This is a genomic window from Burkholderia sp. Ap-955, assembly GCF_011753045.1.
Classification (GTDB): Bacteria; Pseudomonadota; Gammaproteobacteria; order Burkholderiales; family Burkholderiaceae; genus Burkholderia; species Burkholderia lata_D.
In genome coordinates this window covers 24,455-48,810 of record NZ_VWWH01000056.1, presented here as the reverse complement: position 1 = coordinate 48,810, position 24,356 = coordinate 24,455, and the positions used below count along the sequence as shown (strand labels likewise).

The 24,356-nt window shown below is 63.8% G+C and carries 25 protein-coding genes, 1 pseudogene and 1 riboswitch; of the genes and pseudogenes, 22 read left to right on the top strand and 4 right to left on the bottom strand.

Features of this window, described 5'->3' with window-relative positions; all coding sequences use genetic code 11:
- Window positions 1–298 (top strand): annotated as a pseudogene (glyA, locus tag F3J15_RS25060) (serine hydroxymethyltransferase); the annotation flags it as partial.
- A gap of 121 nt (window positions 299–419) precedes the next feature.
- Here glyA and F3J15_RS25055 read toward each other — a convergent pair.
- Both F3J15_RS25055 and F3J15_RS25050 read right to left on the bottom strand, forming a co-directional pair.
- Complete coding sequence (locus tag F3J15_RS25055) at window positions 420–1,952, bottom strand: amino acid permease (protein WP_166894678.1); 1,533 nt, start codon at window positions 1,950–1,952, stop codon at window positions 420–422.
- A gap of 349 nt (window positions 1,953–2,301) precedes the next feature.
- Complete coding sequence (locus tag F3J15_RS25050; RefSeq protein ID WP_166894676.1) at window positions 2,302–3,312, bottom strand: helix-turn-helix domain-containing protein; 1,011 nt, start codon at window positions 3,310–3,312, stop codon at window positions 2,302–2,304.
- Window positions 3,313–3,400: 88 nt separating this feature from the next.
- On the opposite strand from F3J15_RS25050, the gene F3J15_RS25045 reads away from it, so the two are divergent.
- A complete protein-coding gene (locus F3J15_RS25045) occupies window positions 3,401–4,501 on the top strand; it encodes a DJ-1/PfpI family protein (RefSeq protein WP_166894674.1) in 1,101 nt (366 codons plus the stop codon).
- A gap of 155 nt (window positions 4,502–4,656) precedes the next feature.
- On the opposite strand, the gene F3J15_RS25040 is transcribed toward F3J15_RS25045, so the two are convergent.
- Window positions 4,657–6,153: an aminotransferase class V-fold PLP-dependent enzyme gene (locus F3J15_RS25040; RefSeq protein ID WP_166894672.1), complete on the bottom strand. Its 1,497-nt coding sequence runs from the start codon at window positions 6,151–6,153 to the stop codon at window positions 4,657–4,659.
- Window positions 6,154–6,352: 199 nt separating this feature from the next.
- Between F3J15_RS25040 and F3J15_RS25035 the strand changes: the two genes are divergently transcribed.
- From F3J15_RS25035 to F3J15_RS24945, 20 genes are all read left to right on the top strand, one after another.
- Window positions 6,353–6,967 carry an NIPSNAP family protein gene (locus tag F3J15_RS25035; protein ID WP_166894670.1) on the top strand — a complete coding sequence of 205 codons (615 nt, stop codon included), beginning with the start codon at window positions 6,353–6,355 and terminating at the stop codon, window positions 6,965–6,967.
- Between the two features lie 507 nt (window positions 6,968–7,474).
- On the top strand, window positions 7,475–8,728 hold the full coding sequence (locus F3J15_RS25030; RefSeq protein ID WP_166894667.1) for an MFS transporter: 1,254 nt from the start codon (window positions 7,475–7,477) through the stop codon (window positions 8,726–8,728).
- Between the two features lie 146 nt (window positions 8,729–8,874).
- Complete coding sequence (locus F3J15_RS25025) at window positions 8,875–9,804, top strand: LysR family transcriptional regulator (protein WP_166894665.1); 930 nt, start codon at window positions 8,875–8,877, stop codon at window positions 9,802–9,804.
- 115 nt (window positions 9,805–9,919) lie between these two features.
- Window positions 9,920–10,414 carry a hydroxyquinol 1,2-dioxygenase gene (locus F3J15_RS25020; protein ID WP_166894663.1) on the top strand — a complete coding sequence of 165 codons (495 nt, stop codon included), beginning with the start codon at window positions 9,920–9,922 and terminating at the stop codon, window positions 10,412–10,414.
- A gap of 38 nt (window positions 10,415–10,452) precedes the next feature.
- Window positions 10,453–11,472, top strand: coding sequence for a hydroxyquinol 1,2-dioxygenase (locus tag F3J15_RS25015; protein ID WP_089447029.1), 1,020 nt, complete (start codon window positions 10,453–10,455; stop codon window positions 11,470–11,472).
- Between the two features lie 51 nt (window positions 11,473–11,523).
- On the top strand, window positions 11,524–12,990 hold the full coding sequence (locus F3J15_RS25010) for an aldehyde dehydrogenase family protein (protein WP_166894661.1): 1,467 nt from the start codon (window positions 11,524–11,526) through the stop codon (window positions 12,988–12,990).
- A gap of 8 nt (window positions 12,991–12,998) precedes the next feature.
- On the top strand, window positions 12,999–14,066 hold the full coding sequence (locus F3J15_RS25005) for a maleylacetate reductase (RefSeq protein WP_166894659.1): 1,068 nt from the start codon (window positions 12,999–13,001) through the stop codon (window positions 14,064–14,066).
- A 28-nt stretch (window positions 14,067–14,094) separates the two neighbouring features.
- Entirely contained in the window at window positions 14,095–14,238 is a 144-nt protein-coding gene (locus tag F3J15_RS25000; RefSeq protein ID WP_240159022.1) for a hypothetical protein, read from the top strand.
- A 5-nt stretch (window positions 14,239–14,243) separates the two neighbouring features.
- On the top strand, window positions 14,244–14,555 hold the full coding sequence (locus F3J15_RS24995; protein ID WP_069250705.1) for a YciI family protein: 312 nt from the start codon (window positions 14,244–14,246) through the stop codon (window positions 14,553–14,555).
- Window positions 14,556–14,558: 3 nt separating this feature from the next.
- Window positions 14,559–14,894, top strand: coding sequence for a Rieske 2Fe-2S domain-containing protein (locus F3J15_RS24990; RefSeq protein WP_166894657.1), 336 nt, complete (start codon window positions 14,559–14,561; stop codon window positions 14,892–14,894).
- A 194-nt stretch (window positions 14,895–15,088) separates the two neighbouring features.
- On the top strand, window positions 15,089–16,177 hold the full coding sequence (locus F3J15_RS24985) for a porin (protein ID WP_166894682.1): 1,089 nt from the start codon (window positions 15,089–15,091) through the stop codon (window positions 16,175–16,177).
- Window positions 16,178–16,361: 184 nt separating this feature from the next.
- The gene (locus F3J15_RS24980; protein ID WP_166894655.1) at window positions 16,362–17,177 is read left to right on the top strand and encodes a MipA/OmpV family protein; all 816 of its coding nucleotides are present in this window, start codon (window positions 16,362–16,364) and stop codon (window positions 17,175–17,177) included.
- An 8-nt stretch (window positions 17,178–17,185) separates the two neighbouring features.
- Window positions 17,186–17,860, top strand: a complete 675-nt coding sequence (locus F3J15_RS24975; protein WP_069250708.1) for a response regulator transcription factor — start codon at window positions 17,186–17,188, stop codon at window positions 17,858–17,860.
- 48 nt (window positions 17,861–17,908) lie between these two features.
- Window positions 17,909–19,261 (top strand): ATP-binding protein, encoded by a 1,353-nt coding sequence (locus F3J15_RS24970; protein ID WP_166894653.1) that lies wholly within the window; start codon window positions 17,909–17,911, stop codon window positions 19,259–19,261.
- Between the two features lie 150 nt (window positions 19,262–19,411).
- A riboswitch (SAM-I-IV-variant riboswitch) is annotated at window positions 19,412–19,515 on the top strand.
- Window positions 19,516–19,557: 42 nt separating this feature from the next.
- A complete protein-coding gene (locus tag F3J15_RS24965) occupies window positions 19,558–19,893 on the top strand; it encodes a hypothetical protein (RefSeq protein ID WP_166894651.1) in 336 nt (111 codons plus the stop codon).
- A 218-nt stretch (window positions 19,894–20,111) separates the two neighbouring features.
- On the top strand, window positions 20,112–20,924 hold the full coding sequence (locus F3J15_RS24960; RefSeq protein WP_166894680.1) for a hypothetical protein: 813 nt from the start codon (window positions 20,112–20,114) through the stop codon (window positions 20,922–20,924).
- A gap of 115 nt (window positions 20,925–21,039) precedes the next feature.
- A complete protein-coding gene (locus F3J15_RS37855) occupies window positions 21,040–21,207 on the top strand; it encodes a hypothetical protein (protein WP_240159023.1) in 168 nt (55 codons plus the stop codon).
- Window positions 21,162–21,392, top strand: a complete 231-nt coding sequence (locus F3J15_RS37850; protein ID WP_240159025.1) for a hypothetical protein — start codon at window positions 21,162–21,164, stop codon at window positions 21,390–21,392. The genes F3J15_RS37855 and F3J15_RS37850 overlap by 46 nt, the downstream gene beginning before the upstream one ends.
- A gap of 27 nt (window positions 21,393–21,419) precedes the next feature.
- On the top strand, window positions 21,420–21,941 hold the full coding sequence (locus F3J15_RS24950; RefSeq protein ID WP_166894650.1) for a hypothetical protein: 522 nt from the start codon (window positions 21,420–21,422) through the stop codon (window positions 21,939–21,941).
- A 221-nt stretch (window positions 21,942–22,162) separates the two neighbouring features.
- On the top strand, window positions 22,163–22,891 hold the full coding sequence (locus F3J15_RS24945; protein WP_166894648.1) for a DUF2971 domain-containing protein: 729 nt from the start codon (window positions 22,163–22,165) through the stop codon (window positions 22,889–22,891).
- Between the two features lie 15 nt (window positions 22,892–22,906).
- Here F3J15_RS24945 and F3J15_RS24940 read toward each other — a convergent pair whose 3' ends face one another.
- Window positions 22,907–24,328 (bottom strand): hypothetical protein, encoded by a 1,422-nt coding sequence (locus F3J15_RS24940; RefSeq protein ID WP_166894646.1) that lies wholly within the window; start codon window positions 24,326–24,328, stop codon window positions 22,907–22,909.
- Window positions 24,329–24,356 lie beyond the last annotated feature (28 nt).

The window sequence follows — 24,356 nt, the reverse complement described above, 5'->3', positions numbered from 1 at the left end:
GCTGGTGGACCTGCGTGCAAAGAACATCACGGGCAAGGCAGCGGAAGCGGCACTGGGCGCGGCGCACATCACGGTGAACAAGAACGCGATCCCGAACGATCCGGAAAAGCCGTTCGTGACGAGCGGCATTCGTCTCGGCTCCCCGGCGATGACGACCCGCGGTTTCGGCGTGAAGGAAGCGGAGATCGTCGGCAACCTGATCGCCGATGTGCTGGAAGCGCCGGAAGATGCGGCCACGCTCGAGCGCGTGCGCGGGCAGGTTGCCGAACTGACGAAGCGTTTCCCCGTCTACGGCTGATGCCCGCAAGATTCAACCGCTGCAACGCGGTTGAATCTCGTCGTTGCGCGTGGACATGAAAAAACCGACTCGCGGCATTGCGCCAGCGAGTCGGTTTTTTTTAACCTGCTTCGAAGCCGCTTCAGACAGTCGGATCGACGTTCGCCTCGAGTTCGCGGATGCGGTCGAGATTGCGCGTGTCCTTCAGCACCGGTGGACCCGCGAACGTGTTTCGCACGCCGAAGCCGTACCAGATCACCATCAGCGCCACCACGAAGCCGACGAGTACGTACAGCACCTTCTCGTTCGGCGGCTGGATGCCGACATACGCGAGCACGCAGGCGCCGACCAGCGCGAGCAGCGCACACGGCTTCGACCAGATCCCCAGCTGAAACGGGCCCTTGTCGGTCCACGAGCGGCCTTCGGCCAGCATCCCGGCGCCGATCGGCATCGCATACGAGATGAACAGGAACACCGCGCTGCCGGCGCTCAGCACCGAGAATGCGTCTCCGTACAGCGTGATGACGATCGCGAGCACCGCACACGTCCAGATCGCGGGGCCGGGCGTCCGGTGCGTCGGGCTCACGCTGCGCAGCAGCTTCGACGCCGGCAGCCCGCCGTCGCGTGCGAATGCATACACCATCCGCGACGTCGACATGATCGCCGCGAGCCCGCACACGTAGTTGATGAAGAACATCGCGAGCTCGAGGGTGACGCGCAGCGTCTTCGGAATCGGCGCGAGAATCGCCTCGAAAAAGCCGGTGCCCTGCTTCATGCTGGCGGTCAGGTCGGGCATCACCAGCACGAACGCGCACACCATCACGTAGCCGAACACCGCGGACCAGAACACCGACCCGATGATGCCGCGCGGCACGTTCGTGGCCGCATCGTGCGTCTCTTCCGACGTGTGCGCGGAAGCGTCGAAGCCGGTGATCGTGTAGGTCACGAGCAACAGGCCGGACAGGAACGCGAGCGGTGTGGCCTGCTTTGGCCATGCGCCGCCATCGACGCCGGTGAAATTGGTGAAGGTCACCAGCCGGTGCGCGTCGAACGCGACCGGCGAGTAGACGAGCAGCGACACCACGAGCGCGATCGTCACCACGAAGATGAGGTAGCCCGACAGGTCGGTGATCTTGCTCGCGATCCTGATGCCGCGCGCATTCAGGATCGCCTGCGAGATCGTGATGAACGCGATGAATGCCGTCTGATGCCACCAGGTCAGGCTGTCCGGGCTGACGCCGAACATCGGCGCGATCAGCGTCTTGAAGAACGGATCGTAGGTGCCGAAGTTGATCGCGGCGATCACGAAGATCAGGCCGATCAGGTTGAGCCACGCCGTCATCCACCCCCATTTCTTCCCGCCGAGGATCGCGCCCCAGTGATAGAGGCCGCCGGCCGTCGGAAACGCGGACGCGATCTGCGACATCGACACCGCGACGATCAGCGCGAACAGCGAGCCCAACGGCCAGCCGAGACCGATCGACGCGCCGCCGGTCGCGGAAAACGCGAGCTGGAACGCGGTAATGCCGCCCGACAGGATGCAGATCACGGAAAACGAAACCGCGAAGTTCGAGAAACCGCTCATACGTCTCGACAGTTCCTGCGCATAGCCCATCTTGTGCAGCAGGCTTACATCACTGTCGGTGCCTGAATCAGGCTGGAGTTTTGCATCCATGGTCGCTCCGTCACGAATGTCCTGCGTGGCAGGACCGTCATCGCCGCCAGGGCCAAGGAACCTGGCCCGCTCCTGGGATTCGTCGGCGGCTCGCGATGCCGTGTCGAGCGGCCATCGCTTTCCAGTCCGATGCGTGAACGGTATGAAATCAAATTTCCCGGCTCTATCAGATTTCGGCAATGTAGTGAAAATCCGGACGGATGCACCGGAACAGGGCTTGTCGGCCCGTTTCGCCGCCGGGAGGACCGGGAGCGTGACGGAGGCTCGGCCGGTGGCGAGGGGCGATCGACGGGGCGCCGGGGCGCCGCCTCGCAGGCGGCCCCGGACGCACGCCGGAGCCCGCGATGGCCTATTCCGTTTGCGGCTTGTCGTGTCGCGGTCCGAAGCGCGCGCGATAGTCGCGCGGGGATACGCCGACCTGCTTCGCGAACGCGCGCTGCAGCGCGTCGACGCTGCCGAATCCCGACCGCTCGGCGATGCGTTCGAGCGGCCAGTCGGCCCGCTCCAGCAGCGCCTTCGCGCGCTCGACGCGTGCTGCCAGCACGAACTGCGCCGGCGATCGTCCGGTCTCCTTGAGGAAATTACGCGCAAACGTGCGCTCGCTCATGTGCATCCGCGCGGCCAGCGCGGCGACGCCGAGATCGCCGGCCGGATCGTCGGCGATCTCGGCGAGCAGGGCGCGCATGCGCGGCGTTGCGTTGGCCAGCGAGCCGAGCCCGACGCTGAACTGCGCCTGTCCGCCGGGACGGTGCATGAACAGCACGAGTTCGCGTGCGACCGCGAGCGCGGTCGGCGCACCGCAATCTGCTTCGACGAGTGCAAGACACAGATCGATGCCGGCCGTCACGCCGGCCGACGTATGGAACGGCGGATCGCTGACGTAGATCGCGTCCGGTTCGATCCGCGCGTCGGGACGGAGCGCCTGCAGCATCGCGCACTGGTTCCAGTGCGTGGTCGCGCGCTTGCCGTCCAGCCATCCGCCCGCCGCCAGCACGAACGCGCCCGTGCAGATGCTCGCGATGCGCCGCGTGCCAGCGATACGCGTGCGCAGCCACGGCAGCACGCCGGCTTCCGACGCGGCGTGGCGCAGCGCTGCTTCATCGCCGCCGGCGACGATGATCGTGTCGATCCGCTCGGGCAGCGCCGCGAGCGCGGCCGTGCCGGCGAGGCGCAGGCCCGCGTGCGTGACGATGTCGCCGCCGTGTTGCGACGCGAGTGTGAGCCGGTACGGCACGGCATGGTCGGGACGGTGACGGTTCGCGACCGCGAACACTTCCATCGGGCCCGTGATGTCGAGCGACTGGACGCCTTCGAAGCCGACGACGACGATGTCGCGTGCCGAACAGGTTGACTGGGACATGGCGGAAAGTGCGGTGGAGTTGTCCTTGTGACCGCGAGCATGATCCTTGTAATTTTCCGGACATGCAATCGACGGATGCGGGTGAACGATGCGGGGACGGAAGACAGGCAGGGCAGTGCTGCTCGTGTGCGCGATGCTGGGCGCGTGTGCAGCGGGGTGGCATGTGCCGGTGAAGGCGGAGGACACCCTGCCGGTCACACAAGCGCTGACGATCGGCGCGCCGAAGGCGGGCCGCACGCGGCCGCTCGTGGCGATCGTCGCGGACAACGCCGGAACGGAGACGACCGATTTCATCGTGCCCTACGCGATGCTGAAGACGTCCGGGGCGGTCGATGTCGTCGCCGTATCGGCCGACGAAGGCGAGGTCGAGCTGATGCCCGCGCTGCGCATGCTGGCCGATACGACGTTCGACCGGTTCGATGCCGCGACGCCTGCGGGGGCCGACGTGGTGATCGTGCCCGCGCTGCATCGCGCGGACAGCCCGGCGGTGCTGGCATGGTTGCGCAAGCAGGCCGCCGCCGGCGCGACGATGGTGGCGATCTGCGATGGCGCGGAAGTGCTCGCGAACGCCGGCCTGCTGCGGCATCGCACGGCGACGTCCCACTGGTATTCGCGCGACGGCCTGCGTCGCCGCTTTGCCGATACGACGTGGGTCGACGATCGCCGCTATGTGATGGACGGCAACGTCATGACGACGACCGGCGTGTCGGCGTCGATGCCCGCTTCGCTGGCGTTGGTGAATGCGCTGGCCGGGCCGGCAGCGGCGCGCGAGACGGCGCGGCGCGTCGGCGCGCACGCATGGAGCGACGTTCACGACGGAAGCCGGTTCGCGTTGACGGCGCGCGCGGTGGCGGTTGCGTTGACGAACCGCGTCGCGTTCTGGCGGCACGAGACGTTCGATCTTCCGGTCGAAACCGGGTTCGACGAGCTTCCGGTTGCGTTGACCGCCGACGCGTGGGCGCGGACCTGGCGCAGTGACGTCGTCGCGACGGCAGACGCGCGCGTGATCGAGTCGAGGCACGGGCTGCGGTTGCTGGCGCAACCGGCGAACGTTCGGCACGCGCGTGTGACGATGCCGGCTGACCGGCGTGGGGAAGCGGTGCTGCCCGGTGTGCTCGGCGACATCGCGGCACGCTACGGCGATGCGACGTCAGGCTGGGTCGCGCTGCAGCTGGAGTATCCGAGGTAGCAACCGTCGTGCGCGGCATGCAGGCATTGCGTGCCGCGCTTGTGACGGAGTTCTCCGGCGCCGGGCAGCGGGATGTCGAGGCATGGCAGTTTCATGTCGATCTCCTCGCGAACGGTGTGCCGCTCATGCGCTGGCGGGGCGACGTTCCTGATCGATCAGACAGAGGCCGGGGCTTCGGCCGTCCGCCGGGCGGACAGCCGACTCCACAGCATGCCGGAGCGATTGCCGCTACGGCAGTACGCGAGCACCGGCTTCTGCAGCGTGTCGACCAGTGCACCGAAGGCATCGATTTCCGCATCGCCGATGCCGTCGCGCTCGACCGGCAGGTAGCGCGCTTCGAGGCCCAGTTCGCGGGCCGCCGCGGCGATTTCGTCGAACGCCGGATGGGCGTCGCCTTCGCCGTCCGGCCGGTTGCAGATGACCGAGCGGAAGCCGGCATTGCGGATCGCCTTCAGGTCGGCCGGCGTGATCTGCCGCGACGCGGAGAACCCGTTCGCCGCCGTCGCACGACACTGTTCGATCGCGTGGCGGAAACAGGCGATCGCGAAGTCGACATCCTGCTCCGTCGTAAAGCGGCCGAAGCTCACGCGCACGGTGCGGCCTGCCGTTTCCGCATCGAGGCCGATCGCGGTCAGCACGTGGGACGGTGCGCCGCTGGTCGAGTTGCATGCGGACGTCGACGACACCGCGAGCGCTTCACCGAGCATGAAGGGGAAGAAGCCCGGCGTATTCACCGTCAGGCTCAGCGTGTGCGGGATGCGGCGCGCGGCGGCCGCGTTCTGCGTGACATCGCCGAGTGCGACCAGTGCGTCCGTCAGGCGCGCGCCGAGCGCCGCGATCCGTGCGGCTTCGCCGTCGAGCTTTTCAGCGGCCAGTTCGCAGGCAACACCCATGCCGACGATCTGATGGGTCGCGAGCGTGCCCGAACGCAAGCCGCGCTCATGCCCGCCGCCATGAATCTGCGGGGCGATCCGGTCTGCGATGTCGCGGCGCACGAACAGCGCGCCGATCCCCTTCGGGCCGTACACCTTGTGCGCGGACATCGACAGCATGTCGATGCCGAGCGCGCGCACGTCGATCGGCGTCTTGCCGAGCGCCTGCGCGGCGTCGACGTGGAGCAGCGCGCCCGCGGCATGCACGATGCGGGAGATTGCGCCAATATCGGTCAGCGTGCCGAGCTCGTTGTTCACGAGCATCAGCGACACGAGGCCCGTATCGGGGCCGATGGCGGCAGCGACCGCGTCGGCGGTGATCTCGCCGTCGCGCGTGGGCGTCAGGAACGTGACCGACGCGCCGTGCTTCGCCAGGTTCGCCATCGTGTCGAGAATGGCCTTGTGCTCGATGCGGCTCGTGATCAGGTGGCGCTTGCCGGTCGCGTTTTCCGCATAGCCCTTCAGCGCGAGGTTGTTCGATTCGGTGGCACCCGACGTCCAGACGATCTCGTCGGCGTCCGCGCCGATCAGCGCGGCGACTTGCGCGCGGGCTTGCTCGACCTTGTCTTTCGCGCGCCGGCCGGCGGCATGCGAACTCGATGCGGGGTTGCCGAAGATGCCGTCGAAGCCGAGGCAGGCCGTCATCGCTTCGATCACGCGCGGATCGGCGGGCGTCGTGGCAGCGTAGTCGAGGTAGTGCAGCGTGGTGGTGTCGCTCATGTCCTTCTCATGCTCGTTTCTTTCGGAATGGAAGAAATGATACGGGGGACAGAAGGGAAAAAGGATCCAAAGTTGGCTGGCGATTCAGCTTGATATGGAATAACGTTTTATCGGAATGCGGATTGGAGGAATTTATTTTTATCGGGGCAGGCGGGTGCGATTTGCGTGTCCACGGCCCATTTTGCGAGGGATTGTCGAGATGCAGTATGAACTGACGACGTTGTCGTGTTTGCTGCTGGAGCAGGATGCCGTTTCGGCTGGGGCGCACCGATGGGTAACGGATCCGGGGGCCGCGGGGCGTCTCCTCGGCGCATGGCGTTCAGAAATCGGCGAATTGGGGCAGATCGTCGTGCTGCGAGGCTTCGACGAAATCGACGAACTGCAGCAGGAGCGCCGTCGTGCGTTGATGAGCGGCGGGCCGTTCAATATCGGCGGTGCCCATGTGGGGCTCAGCATGGAAACCTACGAACTGTTTCCGTTCCTGCCCGAGATCGAGCCGTCGACACTCGGCAGGTTCTACGAATTCCGCCGCTATTGGCTCAAACCGGCCGGGATCGCGCCGACGATCGCCGCGTGGGAACAGGCCGTCGGCCCGGCCGAAGCCTATACGTCTCATCTCGTCGCCAACATGTACGCGATCGACGGCCCGCCTCGCATCGCCCATATCTGGGGGTTCTCGAGCCTGGAGGAGCGCATGGCATTGCGCGCGCGCCACTATGCCGAAGGGCTCTGGCCGCCGAAGGGCGGACCGCAGCAGATCGAGCGGGCTACGTCGACGATTTGCCTGCCGGAAGCGTGGTCTCCGCTGGGTTGAATGCCCGGTGAAGCGTCGCGGCAATCGCGCTGCCCCGCACGATGCGAAGGCAGCTGCCGTATCGATTGCCGGCAGCGGCTGGCGTGCCGCGCATCGCAGCGGAGCTGCGGCAAGCCAGCCACTGCCGGGGCGTTCTCGAATGGCGGTACGCCGTGTTCATGCGGCGAAATGCCGACGCCGCCCTGTCTATGAGGGATTCCCCCGTAACACGCGAATGAGCGCCGCTTCAACGCCGCTTTCGTTCGCTCCGCGCTGCTCCGTCGATGCTTCCCGCCCACCGCCCGCGATTATTTGCGTTTCGCGAATGGCGCGTTCGCCGGTTGTTCCATACCCGTTTGGCGGCCGTGCCCCTATCGTGGTGACGTCGGCTGATTGAACCCAACGCGTCGCACCCGAACGCCGGCCGGCACTTCCTCGCGATTCGCGTCGCACACAAAAGACATCGGACCTGGTTCATGCGCAGGCGCTGCGGCGCGCGCAGGCGAACCTGTGTCCACGGAGACGGACATGAAAGCAAACGAGTGGGATACCTCATACGAGTGGAAGGCGGTCACGCTGCTGGCGCTCGGCTTCGGGCTGGTCGGCCTCGATCGCTGGCTGATCGCGCCGCTGTTCCCTTCGATCATGAAGGACCTCAACCTGAACGCGCAGGACGTCGGCAACTGCATCGGCGTGCTCGGCCTGTCGTGGGGCATCTTCGCGGCGCTGATGGGCGGCATCTCCGACAAGATCGGCCGCCGCAAGGTGCTGATTCCGGCCATCGTCGCGTTCTCGCTGCTGTCTTGCTTCTCGGGGCTCGCGGGCGGCCTGCTCGGGCTGATGGCGATTCGCGGCCTGATGGGCGTCGCGGAGGGCTCGTTCTGCCCGACGAGCTTTGCCGCGACGGCCGACGCGTCGCATCCGCGGCGGCGCGGGCTGAACCTCGGCCTGCAGCAAAGCGGCTTCGCGCTGTTCGGGCTCGCGCTGTCGCCGATCATCGCGACGCAGCTGCTCGGCTTCGTGTCGTGGCGCTGGGTCTTTGCGCTCGTAGCCGTACCCGGCCTGATCCTCGGCGCGATCATGTTCTTCGTGATCCGCGAGCCGAAGGTCACGAAGGCCGTCGCGTCGGAGCATGCGCCGGCGTCGCTCGGCCATGTGCTCAAGAGCCGCAACATCCTCGTGGCGATGGCCGCGCTGTGCTGCGCGATGACGGGCGTATTCGTGCTCGGCGCGCTGCTGCCGCTGTACCTGACCGACTACCTGGCGCTCGGCACGCAGAAGATGGGCCTCGTCGTGTCGGCGATCGGCTTCGGCGGTTTTCTCGGGCAGTTCGGGTTGCCGGGCCTGTCCGACCTGGTCGGCCGCCGCCTCGCGAGCATCGTCGGCTTCGCGGGGACGGCCGTGATGCTCTATATCTTCCGCGGCCTCGGCCCGCAGCCGCTCGCGCTGTTCGGGGTGCTGTTCATCGCGTCATTCTTCACGCTCGGGCTGGTGTCGCTGCTGTCCGGCCCGGTGGCGACCGAGGCCGCGCCCATCGGGCTCGTGTCGACGTCGATCGGCGTGGTGGTCGGTGTCGGCGAGATCTTCGGCGGCGGCATCGCGCCGGCGATGGGCGGCTACGTTGCTGCACACTTTGGCATCCAGAACATTCTGTGGCTGCCGATGTGCGCGGTCATGCTGGGCATCGTGGTCAGCCTGCTGCTGAAGGAAACCGCGCCGGCCGTGCTGCAGCGTCGCTTGGCGGTGCAACCGGAGCTGGCGGCCGGCGAGCAATCGCGGTAAGGCCCGTGCGGGCACGGCGGCGCATGCGGGGGCGGGTGTCATCGGCGATTGACATCGATTGGGTGACAGAGTGACGCTTCCAGCATGACCCAGCCCGTTATCCGCACGGGTAGACTGCCGGTTTCGCTGTCGAAAAAGGGCGCGGTATGGACCGGTTCCTGAGCATCGAGGCATTTGTCCGGGTGGCGGAGGCCAGCAGCTTCGCCGAGGCGGCGCGGCAGCTCGGCGTGACCAGCTCGGTCGTGACGAACCGCATCCAGCAGCTCGAGAAGTTCGTCAACGCGCCGCTGTTCCATCGCAGCACGCGCCACGTGCGCCTGTCCGAAGTGGGCGAGGCGTTCTATCGCGAGTGCGCGGAGGTGGTGGGGCGCGTCAACGAGCTGACCGACCAGATGCGCGAGCTTCGCGCGACCCCGACCGGGCGGCTGCGCATCCAGATGCTGCCCGGTTTCGCGCTCGATCACTTCGGCGCGCCGCTGATGGAATTCAACCGGCGCTACCCGGGCATCCAGCTCGACGTCATCGTCAATGACCGTGTCGTGGACCCTGTCGAAGAAGGGTTCGACATCGCGTTCCAGATTTTTCCGCCGATCTCCGAGTCGCTGATCGAACGGCGGCTGTTCACCGTCAGGCGCCTCTTCTGCGCGTCGCCAGCGTACCTCGACACGCATGGTGCGCCACAACATCCGCGCGACCTGCTGCAGCACACCACCGCGCTCTATTCGGGCTATCCGTCGCGCAACCGCTGGACGATGACGCGCGGCGACGAAGTCGTCGAAATGGAGCTGCCCGGCATGATCCGCTCGAACTCCGTGCACCTGCTGCGCGAGTACGCGCTGTCAGGCGGCGGTGTCGTGTGCCTGCCCACGCTCGTCGCGAGCAAGGCGCTCGTCGCCGGCCGGCTGGTTCCGATCCTCACCGACTTCCAACTCGCGCCGCTGAGCTTTGCCGCGGTTTATCCCGCAACGCAGCGACAGGCGTTGAAGGTGAAGGCGCTCGTCGAATTTCTCGCGGAAACCATCGGCGACGAATCGCCGTGGGATCGTCCCCTTCTGGAGCGCGGCTGGGTGCGTTGAACCGCGCGGATTATTCGCGAAACGCAAATGCCGTAGTCGCCGTCCCGTGCCTTGTTGCGGTGGGTCCTTGCCCCTAGAGTGGAATCCAACAAGCGGTTCAACTCAGGAGACAGAAATGACCGACACGGCATTCCACACCGTCTTTGGCTCGCTCGACCATTACCGGAAAGGCGAGATCGAAATCACGAGCGGCAGCGCTCAACACTACGCGTTCTCGAATGTCTTCGAGGTCGCATCGAAGTCGGCCCCTTACGAAAAGGTCGTCGCCGGCAAGAACCTCGAATACGTGATCGAAGTGCTGCGGACCGACGGCCAGTCGCCGTGGTTCGCCTGCGCGCACGACGAATTCGTGATCCAGATGGATGGCGAAGTCCGGATCGAATTCATCAAGCTCGATACGCCGCCGCAATCGGGGCACGGCACCGTGAACGCCGGCACGCAACCGGCCGGCCGCAAGATGGGCTACGTGGTATTGCGCCAGGGCCATCAGGCGCTGCTGCCGGCCGGCTGTGCATACCGCTTCACCGCCAGCCGGCCGGGCGTCGCACTCGTGCAGACCGTCCTGGGCGAGCTGTCCGTGGAGAAGTGGGCCGACATCTGCCTGCACTGATTCGTCCAACCTCATTCGACACTTCCAGGAGACACGTTATGGCCACCCTCGACACTTTCGACACTTCCGCGGGCTTTGCCGCCGATCTGGTGCGATCGACCGAAGCCGATGCCGTCACCGGCTACCGCCGCTTCCAGCTCGGCGCATTCGAATTCCAGCGCGACGAGTATTTCGTGAAGATCAGCTGGCCCGCGAAAGGCCAGACCCGCACGCACGCGATGCCGGCGGACGCGTTCCTGCGCGCGATGATGCGCGACGTGGCATGGGGCTTCTTCTACGGCTGGGTGAACTTCGACCACGTGTTCGGCACGCGCAATCACTACGGCAAGGTGGACATGTATGCGGGCACCTTCAACGGCATCCTGAAGGACGCCGGCGTGGACTACACCGAGACCTTCGAAACGCCCACGATCATGGCGACCTTCAAGGCGATGCTGCACGACTGGACGAACGAAGGCTTCGATCCGTTCGCGGCGCCAGAGGAAACCGGCACCGCGTTCGGACGCAAGCACGGCGAGAACGGCTCGGCGATCGAGCGCACGCGGATCGCGACGCGCCGCATGCCGGGCCTCGAAGGCGATTCGCCGCTGCGCGACGACCTGCCGGTCAACCGCGCGTTCCTCGACGTCGCGCAGGATGAACCGGAAGTGCATGTCGAGCCGGGCTTCGAAGGCGAGCTGCACGCGTTCAACCTGTTCAAGTACCTGTCGCGTTCGGACGTGACGTGGAATCCGTCGGTCACGTCGGTGTGCGGGCGCAGCCTGTTCTGCCCGACCACCGAGGAATTCATCCTGCCGGTGTTTCATGGCAACGACCGTGTCGAATGGTTCCTGCAACTGTCCGACGAAATCGTGTGGGACATCGGCGACAAGAACACCGGCGCGCCGCGCGCCCGCGTGACGATGCGCGCCGGCGACATCTGCGCGATGCCCGCCGACATCCGGCATCAGGGCTATTCCACGAAGCGGTCGATGCTGCTGGTCTGGGAAAACGCGACACCGAACCTGCCGCAACGCTACGAGAGCGGCGAGCTCGCGCCGTATCCGATCGCGTTCTGAGCGGCGCGTCAGTTTCCGCTTGCGCTTCACGCCATACACCGAGGACGATTCATGCAAACCCAACTCTTCATCGGCGGGCGCTTCGTTGACGCCGTCGACCGCGGCACGATCGACGTGCTGAACCCGCACGACGGCTCCGTCATCACGAAGATCGCGGCCGCCACCGCGGCGGACGTCGATCTGGCCGTCGAAGCCGCGACGCGCGCGTTCCCCAAATGGTCGGCGTTGCCGGCCGCCGAACGCGGTCGGTTGCTGCTGCGCCTGGCCGACGCGATCGAGGCCAATGCGGAGGAGCTGGCGCAGCTCGAATCGCTGGACACCGGCCACCCGATCCGCGATTCGCGCGCGCTCGACGTGCCGCGCACGGCTGCGTGCTTCCGCTACTTCGGCGGCATGGCCGACAAGCTGCAAGGCTCGGTGATCCCTGTCGAAACCGGCTTCCTGAACTACGTGCAGCGCGCGCCGATCGGTGTCGTCGGCCAGATCGTGCCGTGGAATTTTCCGCTGATGTTCACGAGCTGGAAGATGGGCCCGGCGCTCGCGGCCGGCAACACGGTGGTGCTCAAGCCGTCGGAAATCACGCCGCTGTCGACGCTGCGCATCGTCGAGCTGATGGCCGAGGTCGGGTTTCCGGCCGGCGTCGTCAACATCGTCCCCGGCTACGGGCACACGGCCGGCCAGCGGCTCGCCGACCATCCGGGCGTCGGCAAGATCGCGTTCACCGGCTCGACGGCCACCGGCCGCCGGATCGTCGAAGCGTCGCAGGGCAACCTGAAGCGCGTGCAGCTCGAGCTGGGCGGCAAGGGCGCCAACATCGTGTTCGACGATGCCGATCTCGACGCGGCCATCAACGGCGCCGCGTGGGCGATCTTCCACAACCAGGGGCAGGCGTGCATCGCCGGCTCGCGTCTCGTGCTGCACGAACGCATCGCGGATGCGTTCCTCGAGCGCTTCGTGGCGCTCGCGTCGTCGATCCGGATCGGCAACCCGCTCGATGCGAACACCGAGATGGGGCCGCTCACCTCGAAGCAACACCTCGATCGCGTGCTGTCGTTCGTCGATGTCGCGCGCGAGCAGGGCGGCCGTGTGCTCACCGGCGGCAGCGCGCCGCAGGACCCGGCGCTCGCCAACGGCTACTACGTGTGCCCGACGGTCGTCGAGGCCAAGCGCGCGACCGACCGCGTCGCGCAGGAGGAAGTGTTCGGCCCGTTCGTCACGGTGCTGCGCTTCGGCAGCGACGACGAAGCGCTGGCCATTGCGAACGCAACCGAATACGGGCTGGGCAGCGGCCTGTGGACGAAGGATCTTTCCCGCGCACACAAGATGGCGTCGCAGATCAACGCAGGCATGTGCTGGATCAACTGCTACAAGCGCGTCAATCCGGGCAGCCCGTTCGGCGGCGTGGGCCAGTCGGGCTACGGCCGCGAGATGGGCTTCGAGGCGATGCACGACTACACCGAGGCGCGGTCGGTGTGGGTCAACGTCGACGGCAACGTGCCGCCGCACTTCAAGCGCTGAGGTTCGCCATGGATCGCTTCGTCTATCAGGGCACCCCGTCCCGCGTGGTATTCGAATGGGGCGCGCTCGCCAGGCTGCCGGACGAGCTGTCGACGCTCGGCGCCCGCCGCGCGCTGATCCTGTCCACGCCCGAACAGCGGTCGCTCGCCGAGCGCGTGGAGGCGATCCTGGGCGAGCGTGCGGCCGGCATCTGCGCGCAGGCGGTCATGCACGTGCCGATCGAGGTCGCGCACGCGGCGCGCGAGATGGCCGGCGAGCTGGAAGCGGACTGCTGCGTCGCGATCGGTGGCGGGTCGACGATCGGGCTGGGCAAGGCGATCGCGCTCGAATCGGTGCTGCCGATCCTGGCGGTACCGACGACTTACGCGGGCTCGGAGATGACGCCGATCTTCGGGCTCACGGAAGGCCGGCTGAAGCGCACCGGGCGCGACGCGCGCGTGCTGCCGCGGACGGTGCTCTACGACCCGTCGCTGACGTTGTCGCTGCCGCCGGACATTTCCGCGGCATCGGGCATCAATGCGATGGCGCATGCCGTCGAGGCGCTCTATGCGGAAGACGCGAACCCGGTGATCAGCCTGATGGCGGAAGAATCGATCCGAGCGCTCGGCGAAGCGCTGCCCGTGGTCGTGCGCGATCCGGCGAACCGCGACGCGCGCAGCCGCGCGTTGTACGGCGCGTGGCTCGCGGGAACCTGCCTGGGCGCGGTCGGCATGGCGCTGCATCACAAGCTGTGTCACACGCTCGGCGGCACCTTCAATCTGCCGCACGCGCAGACGCATGCGGCGATGCTGCCGCATACCGCGCACTACAACCACGCCGCCGCGCCCGATGCGTTGCGCCGCGTGGCGCGTGCGCTGGGCGGGAACGACGCGGCCGAAGCTGGCCCGCTGCTGTTTTCGCTGAACGCACGGCTCGGCATCGCGCCGGCGCTGGCCGACCTCGGGATGCCGGAGGCTGGCCTCGACGAAGCGGCCGACCTCGCGTGCCGCAACCCGTATGCGAATCCGCGGCCGATCGAACGCGACGCGATTCGCGCGCTGCTTCAGCGCGCATGGGAAGGGCGCGCGCCGCAATGAATGGCCGGATGCGCCAACGGAGACAACCATGAGCCATGACCACCATGACGGTGACGCCACGCTGACCGAGCCGGTCGTCGCCAGCTTCGACGGCACGCCGAGCCCGCGCTTGCGCATGCTGATGCGGCGCCTCGCGCGGCATCAGCATGCGTTCGTCCTCGATTGGAGCTGACCGCCATGGCAAGATTTTTTGCGGTGTTTGCGACGGACCAGCCGGGCATGCGCGACGTGCGCGATCGCGTGCGGCCGATTCACCGGACTTACCTGCGCTCGGCCGACCAGCACGGCGTGGTGGTGCGGCTCGGCGGCCCGACGCTGGACCCGCACGGCGATGCGATGAACGGCACGCTGCTCGTCATTGAGGCGGACGACATTCAGGCGGTGATGCAGTTCATCGGCAACGATCCGTACGTGAAGGAAGGGTTGTTCTCGCACGTGGAAGTGCGTCCGTGGGACTGGAGCCTCGGCAACCCCGAGCAGAGAGTGTGAATCATGGACGCACGACAACTCTGCCACTTTTCCGACGTGCCCGACGGCGGCGCGCGGGTCGTCGACGAAGCATGTATCGGACGTCCCGTGATTGTGGTGAGACGCGGTGAGCAGGTGTGGGCTTATGTGAATCGTTGCCCGCACTTTTCGGTGCCGCTCGATTTCGTGCCGGGTAGCGTTTCCTGTTACCGGTCGCAGGTGCTGATGTGCGCCCATCACAGCGCGCTGTTCCGGTTCGACGATGGCGTGTGCATCGACGGGCCTTGCTCGGGCTCGGCGCTGGAGGCCGTGGCGGTCGAGGTGGATGCCGCCGCGTGGGTCGTCTGTCGAGGCGCTTGATTCGCGTGTGTTTCGACGAGTAGGCGGGCGGTTAGTGCGTCCGTTATCGTGTTTTTAAATCAGTAAAGCTAATCATATTTCAGGTGTCCGGTAATCGATGCCTGAATGACGGCGATCCCTTGTGCAGTACCGAGCGAGCACCTGCCACGTAGCAGGTGGTGGCCTCGCTTTGTCATAAAAAAGACGGAGACAAAATGAAACTCAGGTTTGGAGCAGTGGCGATTCTCGCCGTGGCGCAGGGCGCATGGGCGCAGAGCAGCGTGACGATGTTCGGGCTGATCGACGCCGGCGTCTCTTATGTCAGCAACGAGGGGGGCGGGAAGAACGTCAAGTTCGACGACGGCATATTCGCGCCCAATCTCTTCGGCTTTCGCGGCACGGAAGACCTCGGCGGCGGATATCGCGCGATCTTCGCGCTCGTGAACCAGTTCTCGATGGCGAACGGCGCGATCATCGGGACGGGGATTTTCGGGCGCAATGCGTACGTGGGCCTTGAAAGCAACCGGTTCGGCAGTATCACGCTGGGTAATCAGTACGACTTCATGGTGGATTCGCTGTTTTCGAAGAACAACGCGATTTCGCGGGATATCTCGGGGCTGTACGGCTTTCGCAATGGGCCGTTCCAGCGTCTCGCGCTTCCGGATAATCCGACCGGTGCATTCGATTGGGATCGCACGGCGGGTAGCAAACCGATCGCGAATTCCGTCAAGTACAGCTCGCCGACGGTGTCGGGTTTTTCCGGTGGCGCGATGTATGCGTTCGGTGGGGTGGCCGGGTCGGTCGGGGCGGACAATGCGGTCAGTGCAGGATTGAACTATGAGATGGGGCCGTTCGGGGTGGGCGCGGCCTACACGAACGAGAAGTACGGCCCCGCGCCCGGCGTGCCGTCCACCAGCGTGCGCAACTGGGGCGTCGGGATGCATTACGACTTTGGTGTCGTCACCGCGAATGCGCTGATGACCACCGTGCGCAATTCATTCAACGATGCCGGCGTGTGGATGGCCGAAGCAGGCGGGCTGTGGCACGTCAGGCCGGATGTCGTGCTGGGCGCGAAGTACATGTACATGAAAGGTAATGAAGCGGTGAACGACAACCACGCGCATCAGGTCAGCGTGGCGCTTCAGTACTTGTTCTCGAAGCGGACGATGGTTTATGTGTCGGCGGATTATCAGCGTGCGAACAATGGCGCGAATGCGCAGGTCAATGGCGTGCTCGATGCGAACGGGGCGTCGAGTTCCGCGAGCCAGACGGTGGCGCGGGTGGGGCTGCATACGGTGTTCTGACGGGGTGTGGTGCCCCGTTCTTCGAGCGCGCAGGGCGACCCATGCTCGCCCTGCATTGATATTCCCCATCTCCGATATTTCCCGCAGGGTTTGCAGCACGACGATATTTTCCTGGTAAGTGAGCGGTAAGTCGACTGGTCCTACAGTAGCCCCCGTTTCGATCGTCGACTCCAGGAAAATGATTGTGAAAACAGCCTCCCGCCGCGAACGTCCGTTACTGCTGCTTGCCGTTTCATTCGCATTTGCGTCTGCTTCCGCCTGGGCGGACGACGGCATGATCCCGCCCGATGCCGATAATTCGGGGCTGACCATCCTCAACAACGCGACCAATGTGACGCGCTGGGGGTTGGGTGCCGGAGTCGGCTTCGCGCCGTCGACCTACAAGGGCGACAGCACTCGCGTATTGCCGTTTCCGCTGGTCTATTTCGACAACAAATGGGTACAGGTCATCGGTACCACGGCCGATCTGAAAATCGGGAGCTGGAACAGCGTCAGTGTCGCGCTTCGTGGCCAGTTCTCGCTTTTCGACGGATACAAGGGCTCTGACGCACCGATCCTGAACGGCATGGAAAATCGCAGGGGCGCATTCTGGTACGGGCCTGCACTGTCATGGGGCACCGGGTTCGGTACGTTGTCGGGCAGCTTCCTGTTCGGCGGAAACAAGGGCGAGCGCGCGAAAATCGGCTTCGAGAAGGCATTTGCTTTCGGCCAATTCTCGATCGCGCCGCATGTCGGCGCGGAATGGCTGAGCAACAAGTACGTCGACTACTATTACGGCGTGCGACCATCGGAGGCGCGCGCGGGACGCGCCGCCTACAGCGCGGGTTCGACAGTGAACGTGTCGGTCGGCACGCGTATCGACTACCGGCCGACGCAGCAGCAGACGATATTTCTGGACGTCGGCGTGTCGCGTCTCGGCGACGCCATCACCGACAGTCCGATCGTCGGAAGACGGTTCGTTCCCGAAGCCAGAGTGGGCTATATGTACCGATTCAAGTGAGAGCGGGTATGCCGAGAGTTGCGATTGTCGAGGATCATGAACGCCTTGCCGACATGTTGTGCCAGGCGTTGGCCGGCGCGGGAATCGAATCCGATCGTTTCGGCAATGTCAGTGAAGCCGCCTACGGTGTCGACCAGGCCGACTACGCTCTGCTGATCATCGACCGCGGATTGCCCGACGGCGACGGCCTGGCGTTCCTGCGGACGCTGCGCGCGGCGGGGCGCATGATGCCTTGCCTGATGCTGACGGCACGCGATGCGTTGCATGACCGCATCGACGGACTCGAAAGCGGGGCGGACGACTATGTGACCAAGCCGTTCGAAATGAGCGAACTCGTCGCCCGCGTGCGTACGCTGATGCGGCGCCCGGCGCTGCTGACGACGCTCGTCGCATCGTTCGCGGATGTGACGGTAGACCCGCCGCAGCGCGCGATGTGCTGCGGTAACCGGACGATACCGCTTGCGCCGGCCGAGTTGCAGGTCATGCTTTGCCTGATGGAAGCCGCGGGCCGGACGGTGCGGCATTCGATACTCGAGCATGCCGCGTGGGGGCTCGGGGAGGCGGTCACGCCGAACGCGCTCGAGGTGACCGTGCATCGCTTGCGCAAGAAACTGGCGGCGATCGGTGCAACGATGCGGCTGACCAATATTCGCGGTGCCGGCTTCGCGCTGCGGGACGCATGACGCTTCGCCGCGTCTTGCTCGTTGCCGCTTCTGGGTAAGAAAGCAACCATGTTCCATCATTGGATTCGACGCCTGTCGACGCGTCTGTGGATGACCAACGTCGTTGCGTTCGCCATCAGCCTGGCGCTGCTGTCTGCGCTCGCCGTGTATGTCCTCGACCGCTATCCGGAGTTCCTGGGGCGGCGGCAGCAGATGGAGATCATCGGTCATGTCGTGACCGGGTTGAGCTTCGACGACGCCGGGCGTCCGGTATCCGTGCAATTGGGCGAGCGTCCGGCGCTGATGTTCCGGCTCTTGTCGAGCGAGGTGAAGTATCGCGTGCTCGATTCGACCGGGCGGTTGTGGCTGGCGTCGGTGCCTTCGAACGGGAATCGGCCGTGGCTGACGGAAGACCTCGCGAAGGCGGCCGGCAAGGTGGTGTCCGCCACGATCGATGGCAAGGTATACGCCGTCGCCACACGGCGCATGTCGAAAGGGGGCGTCGATTATTACGTGCAGGTTGCACAAAGCAGGCAGCTTGTCGATGCGCTTGTCGTGTCGAAGATCGAGCCGATACCGAAGACCGTCGGCTATGTGCTGCTCATCGCGACCATCATTTTCGGGCTGACGCTGCCGTTGACGATCAGCCGCGTGTTGAAGCCGTTGCGGGAGGTATCGCGTGCCGCGAGCGGAATCGAGCCGCGCAACCTGAAGACGCGACTGTCTTCGGACGGGATTCCGAGCGAGATCAAGCCGCTGATCGATGCGTTCAACGACGCGTTGACGCGACTCGAGAATGGCTTCGCCGTTCAGCAGCGGTTTCTGGCCGACGCCGCGCATGAGTTGCAGACACCGCTCACGCTGGTCAGAGGCCAGATCGAGCTGCAGCCCGACATCCGGCAGAAGGCGCTTCTGCTTCGCGAGATCGACCTGATGGCTCGGCAGGTCAAGCAGTTGCTGCACCTGGCGGAAGTCAGCGAAGCGCAAAACTTCAGCTTCGACGACGTGAACAGCGTCGAAATCGCGCGGGACGCCGTTGGCTTGCTGGCCGGCAAGGCCGATGCGAAGCAGGTGAAGCTCCATATCGAAGCGCGCGACTCCGCGTCACCCATCCGGGCTGATGGCGGGGCGCTTTTCATCCTGCTCAAGAACATTCTCGAGAACGCGATCAACGCATCGCCCACGGCTGGCGTGGTCGTGCTGACCGTACTCGATACGGCGATTCATATCGACGACGAGGGGCCGGGCATTCAGCGGGAGCATGTCCCGCTGCTTTTCGACCGATATTGGCGGGCGCCGGATTCACGGTATGACGGTGCCGGCCTCGGGCTGGCAATCTGCAAGGAAATTGCGGTGGCGCATCAGTGGAAACTGACGGTCGATGTGCTGGCCACGGGGACGCGGTTCAGTGTGTGGTTTTAGTCTGCACGGTTGTCGTGCCGGGCCGGGTTCCCGCAGTACAAGGGCCGGATCGGAGGTTCCGCCTGGTCGAAGGAGGCTTTCCCGGGGTCCCTTGTTCGAGGTTTATTTTTCGGTATAATGAACCAACGTTCGGAATGTCGAACGCGAGAAGTCAAGCATCCAGAGTCGGATTCTCCGACGCCAACCTGCCCTCCCGGGCAAGGTGGACGCCTCTGAGGCGATGCGGCCGATTTACGGCAACGAAGCGGGAGCAGCATGGCTGGCACCGGTTCGATAACCACTCATCCGGAGCAACCATGCGTCAAGCTACCTCTGCCTCCTGTCCGACAGTCTGTGAAGACTGGTCACACTTCCTCCCCGGTTTCACGCTGACGCATACGGTTCATCTCGTGTCGAGACGGAATCCGGGCATCGTCGCGACCGCGGCGGCTGTGCTCGAAGGTGAAACCGCCACGGTTGACCGTTGGGCCATCACCCGCTGTGGTGACGTTCTCGAGCAGAAAATCGTTCTCGGGGAAATGACGGAAGGGCAAGCGGTTCGACTGCGCGAACGACTGGCCGCGCTCGATGGCGTACTGCGCACGAGGGTGGAGCATCATTTCGTGCGGGGTGGGTCGGCGACGGGCAACTGAATGTCACTGCCTCCGCCCGTTGCCCGTGCTCGCTTGTCATGGATTGTTGTAGTCTCGGCAATACGATAGTGTGGTGCGCCGGCCTGCCGCCGAACTGACAATGAACCTATGATGTGTCGCGCAGGCGATCGGTGGACCCGAACGGGTGGTCCGTCACCGATCGTTTGATCCTGCCGATCTCATCGTCGACCGATTCGCCAGAAAATCAGGAGTTTGTCGTGCTTCACCGGAAATCCATGTTGAGCCGTCCGAATGTCGCGTGCGTCGTCGCCGTGGCGATCATGCTGGCCCCGGTCGCGACGCGTGCAGCGGCCGACAATGTCAACGAAACGGCGGGCGTCGCGCCTGCCGTTTCGGCCAACACGTCGCTCACACGGCCGATTGTCGGCGACGATCCGGTTGCGATTCGGGAAGCACTGGAGAAGCTGCACGTCAAGAGCGCGTCCCCGTCCCTGAGCGATCGCGTCCGCAGCCTGATCCCCATCGTCGCCGACAAGCATGGCCAGAACGCCGACCTGGCCGCGGTCAACCTGGATCGTGAGGTGACTTTCCTGGTGCCGGTGTCGTACGGGCTGCGATATCAGTCGCAGAAGCATTTGTTGAAGGTGAATGTCGACCTGGTCGACGCCGACGGCGAAGGCCGGACAGGCATTCTGCTCAGAAAGGTCATTACCGGGCCGCGAGGGCAAGGGCTCGTGATCGCACCCGAGGCGAAGGCAAAAGGCTATATCCAGCAGATCGACATCATCGAACTCGATCCCGGAAAAGGCGGGAAGTCCACCGTGCGCGGCAGCGTGAGGCTGTCACCCGCTGCGTACGCGCAAACGCAGGGCGGGTTCGTGTTGGCGCTTTCCGGGCGCCTGGCCCGGCCGTACCTGACCGAACACATCGAGCACGCCGAGCCGAGCAACGACGAGCCGACCGACATCACGACGAGGACTTCGAGGTTGTACCTGGATATCGAATCCATTTCACTCGTGAGTCGGGCGAGTGGTGCGGTGTTGTTGAAGAAGCTGAGTCTCTCGAAATAGCGGGTTGCTTGCGCGAGTCTTTGGGCGGTAAGGGGGCGCCGCAACGGAACATTTCGAGCGTGCGGGGTTGAGCAAGCGCACGCTGCAGCAGTGCTTTTCCAGTGATGTGGGAGTGATGCCGAAGCGGGTGATCTCTCGATACCGATTGCATGAGGCCACCGACCGGCTCGCCGGCGGCGAGCCGGTCGATCTCGCGGAACGGGCTCATGCCCTCTCGGGTATCTCGATCAGGCGCGCTTGGCGCGCGATATCCGCAAGCTGGCGGGGAATACTAGGAAAGTAGCAGCTAAGAACGCGGTAGGCGCGGTCGAGCCGGTGCAGGCGGCCGTGGCGACGACCACCCCACCACTGCATAACCGTCGGTCCACGCTGCGCCCGATATCGGCGATTCGAGCAGCATCACTGCCGATGCTGCTCGAAGTTGACTGCAACTACTCGCTCAACACTGGCGACTTTTTTACCGAGTAGTCTAGGCTAGAATCGGAGAAGTAATCGGTGGAGCCGCATTTCCCCAGCACTGCGACTTGGGAAGGTGACCGAGAATTTCTTGGCCCATACGTGATTTGGCCGTCGCGCACACACTCGCCTTTGGAAGCTTATATGTTCTCATTCAGCATGTTCAAGAGCATGGACAAGATGGCCTTCGTTCTGTTGATTCCGCTCTGTACAGTTGCATTAATGATTGACCATCCGTTGGCTGGCTTTCACCAACCGTATTCCACACTGAATTGGCTCAGTTGGCTCTTATCAATGTTCGTATCGGCCGTCGCACTGGTCCTTGTGGTCGATTACGTTGTCGTTTACATCGATACGTACACGTTTGAAGATTGCGTTCTGCCTTTCGCAGGTTTGCTATTTTTGGCGTTCTCGCTGTACGGCGTTTCAAACTTCTATCGTCAGCTGCCGCCGTCTCCGTTCGGCCCCGCTTGGCACCTTGCGGCGGGCTGTTACGGGTTTACGCTCTTTAGGCGAAACGTTCCCCGGGGAGTCTCGCGCGAGGACGCGCGCACTTCCTAATTCCGAAGCCTCCACTCTCGATGACTGCCGTGCGCCTTCCTCGAACCCTATTCAAGTACCGGGCTTTCAGTACTAATACCCTGCGCATGCTGAGCGAGGCTGAGCTGTATTTCGCGAAGCCCTCAACCTTCAATGACCCTTTTGATTGCAATCCCACAGTCCGGTCAGATGTTGCGCCAAGAGAAGTTGAGCGCCTTTGGAAGCACCTTGCATCTACACGCATGACTAAGGCCAAAGCTGCAGCAGACCTTGGTCGTCATCGTTACTTCGCAACTGAATACGGTGGCTGTTTCGATGACGGTGGCCACGGGACAAACATTTACGTGGCGCGCTTGTGTTGTGATATCGAGACGTACGTAAAGGAGGGCTTCGGCAAGCGCGGCGTGCTTTCGTTGGCCGCCAAATGGGATTGCCCCCTCATGTGGAGTCACTATGCAGACGAGCATAAGGGCATTTGCATCGGCTACTCGACCGAGGACCACCGGTGTGATGTACTCGAGCCAGTCAACTACGACTCGACTCGCTACCTCAAAGTCAGCGACCTTATCAATTGGTTCATCGGCGACTCTGCTAACGCTGAGCGGACGATTTTCAACCAGTATTTCTTCGCGAAGGCGCGCGAATGGAAGTATGAAAAGGAATGGCGTGCTGTCACGGAGACAAGCGGTGCAGCCGACCGGCCATTCCATCTGAGTTCTGTGCACTTCGGGCTGCGCTGTGACCCGGCTGTTATCACGACAGTCGTGAAGCTCCTGGCAGGTCAACACGACATTGCGTTCTATTGCATGAATTCACGCGATGATGGTTTCAAGCTAAGCAGGTACGACGTCGACCCTGCCGAAATTGAGCTGTTCGGTGTGAGCGAGTCGACCCATTTCGCATTTGACGAGTTCGAGTTCGATTCGCGCAACGCGACCGGAAGGATTTCCAGTTCTAATCGGAAGACGTAGACGTGCTACCACGAGCTAGGGAGCCGTCGTACCAATATCCGACTCGATGAGGTCCAGTGTTTCAGTAACGGTGATGTTTACAAGCTGGCGAAGCCAGTTTTGTCGACCCTCGTCGATGACTTGATAATGCTCTGATCGAAATCGATTTGCGTGGCTTGCAGCTTCACGGAAGTCTTGGTGCTGCACACTCGACAGATAGCCGTAGTAGACGCCATGCAACCCAATGCCGACAGGGGCGAAAGAAGCCTTGTTCGCTACTACGCCCAACCAGCGAGCGAGAAGTAATGCACGCTTAGTCAGTTGGTCTGCCTGTTGTTTCGGTCGACCTTGTGAGAAGCCCTCCGAGAGTTTCATAACGAGTCGCTTAAGGTATAGATTGTCTGCATTCACGGCATACGCCAATTCCATCCATGAATTTTCGGGGGCCAGCCAATCAACATAGAAGTTGAGGTGCAATTCATATAGGCTGCGATAGAGGGAAACAGCCTGACTATGTAGACCCGCGTTTAGCAGGAGTCGTGCGCCGGACAGATAGTCGCGCGTACGCACAAGCGTCGAATGCAACGTATCGTGATAGTGTAGTGTTTCGTATCCTTCAGCATGAAATGACTGCAACTTTTGGAGTACGTTTTCAACACGTTGTTCGAGAAATGCTAGCGCATCTGGAAATGTGAGGTCGTCCAAGCGAGTGGCAAATAAGGAATCCACGTTGCACGGGCGAAATCCCGCAACGCGCGGACTTGTATCGCCCCAGTTTGTCGCGATACTCACTTCAAACGCCGAATGCGTCAATCCCGGTGGAACCTGGGTGGAAAATATCGCGGCGGGAACCAACGAAAAGCCTAGCCGGCGATATGCAGCAAGGGCCGTTAATGAATCACAGCAGAAGAAACGCGGAGCGTTCGCAATGCCATGATTCTCGCGCAATAAGATAGTCGGACGCCGGCCACTCCGTATCTGGGCACATCGTGCGTCGACAATTTCGTCAGGCGTGGACTGTATGACTGGCGCAGCCTCGGCATCATCTCGATAGTAGCCTGCGAAGATGTCCTTTTCGCATATCCGGGTGTAGTAGGCGTTCGTACGCCCTCGGATATAGTTCGCGTACTGCCTTACAAAGACTTCGTCTGGTTCGATGGCGTAAGGTGGCGAATGAATGTCGTCCAGAGGTACCGCGTGAATAGTTGGTGTGCGTCGGATATTATCTACGCTCAGTGCGCCCCCGTTGTATTGAACAGCGGGTTGTACCGTTTCGTACTTGCTAATAGTGTGCTCGTCGCGCAGATGCGCAGCTAAATCGACTGAACTTGACGTCGGCGTTGGTGACGCGTTGCGCATGAAGGTCACTGGTACGAGTAGGCCTGCGCCCCCTTTCGCTGCTGCTTTCCGACCGTCCCCTCGCTTTTGCCACGAAGTCTTCTTTTTGACGCCACTCATCGTCTGTCTCTAACGCTTCAAAAACCAA

Bases quoted from the DNA above. Each gene is read 5' to 3' on its own strand.
- F3J15_RS25055 (WP_166894678.1), bottom strand. From the start codon at position 1,952: ATGGATGCAAAACTCCAGCCTGATTCAGGCACCGACAGTGATGTAAGC.
- F3J15_RS25050 (WP_166894676.1), bottom strand. From the start codon at position 3,312: ATGTCCCAGTCAACCTGTTCGGCACGCGACATCGTCGTCGTCGGCTTC.
- F3J15_RS25045 (WP_166894674.1), top strand. From the start codon at position 3,401: ATGCGGGGACGGAAGACAGGCAGGGCAGTGCTGCTCGTGTGCGCGATG.
- F3J15_RS25040 (WP_166894672.1), bottom strand. From the start codon at position 6,153: ATGAGCGACACCACCACGCTGCACTACCTCGACTACGCTGCCACGACG.
- F3J15_RS25035 (WP_166894670.1), top strand. From the start codon at position 6,353: ATGCAGTATGAACTGACGACGTTGTCGTGTTTGCTGCTGGAGCAGGAT.
- F3J15_RS25030 (WP_166894667.1), top strand. From the start codon at position 7,475: ATGAAAGCAAACGAGTGGGATACCTCATACGAGTGGAAGGCGGTCACG.
- F3J15_RS25025 (WP_166894665.1), top strand. From the start codon at position 8,875: ATGGACCGGTTCCTGAGCATCGAGGCATTTGTCCGGGTGGCGGAGGCC.
- F3J15_RS25020 (WP_166894663.1), top strand. From the start codon at position 9,920: ATGACCGACACGGCATTCCACACCGTCTTTGGCTCGCTCGACCATTAC.
- F3J15_RS25015 (WP_089447029.1), top strand. From the start codon at position 10,453: ATGGCCACCCTCGACACTTTCGACACTTCCGCGGGCTTTGCCGCCGAT.
- F3J15_RS25010 (WP_166894661.1), top strand. From the start codon at position 11,524: ATGCAAACCCAACTCTTCATCGGCGGGCGCTTCGTTGACGCCGTCGAC.
- F3J15_RS25005 (WP_166894659.1), top strand. From the start codon at position 12,999: ATGGATCGCTTCGTCTATCAGGGCACCCCGTCCCGCGTGGTATTCGAA.
- F3J15_RS25000 (WP_240159022.1), top strand. From the start codon at position 14,095: ATGAGCCATGACCACCATGACGGTGACGCCACGCTGACCGAGCCGGTC.
- F3J15_RS24995 (WP_069250705.1), top strand. From the start codon at position 14,244: ATGGCAAGATTTTTTGCGGTGTTTGCGACGGACCAGCCGGGCATGCGC.
- F3J15_RS24990 (WP_166894657.1), top strand. From the start codon at position 14,559: ATGGACGCACGACAACTCTGCCACTTTTCCGACGTGCCCGACGGCGGC.
- F3J15_RS24985 (WP_166894682.1), top strand. From the start codon at position 15,089: ATGAAACTCAGGTTTGGAGCAGTGGCGATTCTCGCCGTGGCGCAGGGC.
- F3J15_RS24975 (WP_069250708.1), top strand. From the start codon at position 17,186: ATGCCGAGAGTTGCGATTGTCGAGGATCATGAACGCCTTGCCGACATG.
- F3J15_RS24970 (WP_166894653.1), top strand. From the start codon at position 17,909: ATGTTCCATCATTGGATTCGACGCCTGTCGACGCGTCTGTGGATGACC.
- F3J15_RS24965 (WP_166894651.1), top strand. From the start codon at position 19,558: ATGCGTCAAGCTACCTCTGCCTCCTGTCCGACAGTCTGTGAAGACTGG.
- F3J15_RS37855 (WP_240159023.1), top strand. From the start codon at position 21,040: ATGCCGAAGCGGGTGATCTCTCGATACCGATTGCATGAGGCCACCGAC.
- F3J15_RS24945 (WP_166894648.1), top strand. From the start codon at position 22,163: ATGACTAAGGCCAAAGCTGCAGCAGACCTTGGTCGTCATCGTTACTTC.
- F3J15_RS24940 (WP_166894646.1), bottom strand. From the start codon at position 24,328: ATGAGTGGCGTCAAAAAGAAGACTTCGTGGCAAAAGCGAGGGGACGGT.